The organism is Desulfobacula sp. (genome assembly GCF_014237455.1).
Taxonomy (GTDB): Bacteria; Desulfobacterota; Desulfobacteria; order Desulfobacterales; family Desulfobacteraceae; genus Desulfobacula.
In genome coordinates, this window is record NZ_JABZFL010000101.1 from 1 (window position 1) to 2,771 (window position 2,771).

Here is a 2,771-nt window from a genome sequence, read left to right on the forward strand (position 1 = left end):
TCATAGGTCTCATACAGCTTTGCCATCCAACTCATAATGAGGCCTCCTCTTTTTCAACCGAAAGGATATTCTCATCCAGCCCAAACTCTTTGGCAGCCATCTTGCGGATGAACCGACTGGCTTCACACTCGTCTGGTCGTGGAAATTCCAGCACCCCACGACGCATGATGGCATGCCAGAACCGACTGACCAACTCATCCCTACCCGTTTCATCCGGATAATCAAAACCATGGAACATCAGGCCGAAACCAAGCTCGTCAATATCATCATAGGCACCTTCCCCATCTCCAAACCGGCACGGCTCCACATAGGCCTGACAATCACGGACGCCAAGAAAGATATCCTGTCTGCCTCCTTTTTCCAGCACCCGTTTGGCAATACTGAAATGCTTACCGTCAATGCGATCCTTGGCTAATTCGGGGCGGTGTTCATTCCATTCAAAATGTGCCTCTACTTGATATTCCACATCATGGAGAAAGGTGTAAATAGCCAAGGAATTGCCCCCACCCCAAACCAGGGGCTTTGTTCCCTTGGTTTGGGTTCTGAGAGGTTTCATCACCCGCACCTTATCAACATGCCAGATAATGGTTGGTTTCCAGTAGATGGATTTCAATACCCCCTTGACGGCCTCATAGGTCGGCACATGGTAGGAGCATTTCTCCCCGCCCGTCTTCGTTACCGGATCAGTGAACAGAGCATAACGCCCCCAGACCCGAAAACTGATACTGTTTTTCATAAAGTCACCTCCTATATTATTTGAGTATCCATTTTGCTGACTTCATCGGTGGACAACCCAAAATCTTTGCTATAATAACGTTTATCCAGATAATATATTTCCTCACCTTCCTGTATCGGCCTGACTGCCCCAGCCTCCTGTAATTGTCGCCAAATATTAGGAAAAACATTGACACTGTACTTTTGGGCATCTTTCAAGAGTTGAAAGGCCTTGGCAGGTTCAAAAACAGCACAAAGCCCGGCAATGATCTCCTTTCCCTTATCACCATAAGGCACTATCACAGCCTGGGTGGGGGAGTCGATGGCCTTGAAAGCCTTGCCGGCGGTCTTGAATGATTGTTGGAGCTTAATAGCATTTTTCTCCATGCCAATATTTCTGCCATTGTCACTGAGGAGGCTAAGTAAAGTATCTTTTCGCCCTGCCTGTTTCTCTGTCAGGGGATAGGACATGAGTTTTGCCCGTTCGTAAAAATAATATGAAAAATAGAGGCTCATAACTTCCGGATCTAAAAGCTCAGTTTCATCCTTTTCGGAGAAAATACGCAGAGCTTTTTCACGGCCCTCCTTAATATCATGAAGCATGTCAATGGCTTCATCTTGCGGATTTACCACATAGACTTGAGCCATATCCAAATTGCCATTTCTGTTACAGCGCCCGGCTGCCTGAGCAATGGAGTCAAGCCCAGCCAGAAAACGGATAACTGAATTAAAATCCACATCGACCCCGGCCTCTATGAGTTGAGTGGTGATACAAAGCACCGGCAATTTATCCTCAAGTCGCTGCCTGACCACATTAAAAATTTTCTTCCGATGGGCCGGGCAGAGACTTGTACTGAGATGGAAAAGAGAGTCCTCGTCAACACTGCTTAGGCAGATATCATAGAGTTTTCTGGCCCATTTCTTGGTATTGACAATAACCAGACAATTTCCTTTTTCTTTAAGCTGTGTAATCATCAACTCGCCAAGCTCTTGTTCTGTCCAACCATTCTGGCGAACTAAATTCTTAATCTCAACCCGTTTGAACTGTTTAAAGACCTTTGTCATATCATCAACCAGTTCATGGTCGTCAGAAAGAGTAAGTTGCCCTTTCTCTTCCCCTAATTTTAAATCATCTAAAAGAGGCTGTGTTGCGGTACAAAGAAGCACCGTACTTCGTCCATGTTTATTATCTACAAAAAACTGGATAGCATTGCAAAAGAGATGAACGCAATTAACAGGTAAGCTTTGAATTTCATCAAAGATCAAAACAGAATTGGCAATATTATGCATCCGCCTGGCACCACGAGTGCCACCGCCAAACAGGACTTCCAGAAACTGAACCATGGTGGTGAAAATGATGGGCGCATCCCAATTTTCCGTCACCAGCTTTGAATGCCAGGTCAGGGTCTCTGGTTCAAGATTAGAATGATGCTCCAGAACCCAGGGGAACTCATCGCCATCCCGCTCCAGAACCTTGCGGATCTCCCCGGCGTTTTGCTCAATGATGGAGGTGTAAGGGATAATATAAATTATATGGTCAAGCTTATGTTTCTTGGCATGATGGAGAGCATAACGCATACTGGCAAAAGTTTTACCGCCGCCTGTCGGCACGGTGAGAGTATAAATTCCCTGAAAACTTTCTGCCCTTTTTTTGCATTGATCGGAAATTTCCCGGCGAACTGTGTCAATTTTATTACGAACCGGTAAGTTTGAGAGTTTGGCTTCCAGGCGATCAATCGCAATTTGCCAGTCCACTGGTAATCTTGAACGGAATCGTACATTCCCCGGATTTTCAAAATCGGCGCTATCAATGCGGTCGGCATCAATCAAACAACTAAAAAGAAAACGCAGAAAGAAACCAAGCCTGAATTGTTTTATGGTCTCAGATTCATTTTTCTCTGGAGCAACTAACAGAACAAGTTTGTTCCAAAACTCCCGTAAAAACTTATCAGTGGCCAGATCATCAAGCTTACCTAATACTGCCTCATCGGCATTTTCAAGGCATTCCTGTAAATGAGTCTTTCCCTGATCTTTGTTAATCCTGTTAGAAAAACCAT

General features: G+C 45.0%; 2 protein-coding genes. Both read right to left on the minus strand.

Translation table 11 applies throughout. The features are described 5' to 3' along the window. Nucleotides 1–31: 31 nt before the first annotated feature. Nucleotides 32–736 (minus strand): type I-C CRISPR-associated protein Cas5c, encoded by a 705-nt coding sequence (gene cas5c, locus HGJ91_RS15280; RefSeq protein ID WP_291348713.1) that lies wholly within the window; start codon nt 734–736, stop codon nt 32–34. Between the two features lie 11 nt (nt 737–747). Beyond that, a partial coding sequence (gene cas3, locus HGJ91_RS15285; RefSeq protein ID WP_291348714.1) for a CRISPR-associated helicase Cas3' occupies nt 748–2,771 on the minus strand: 2,024 nt, incomplete at its 5' end.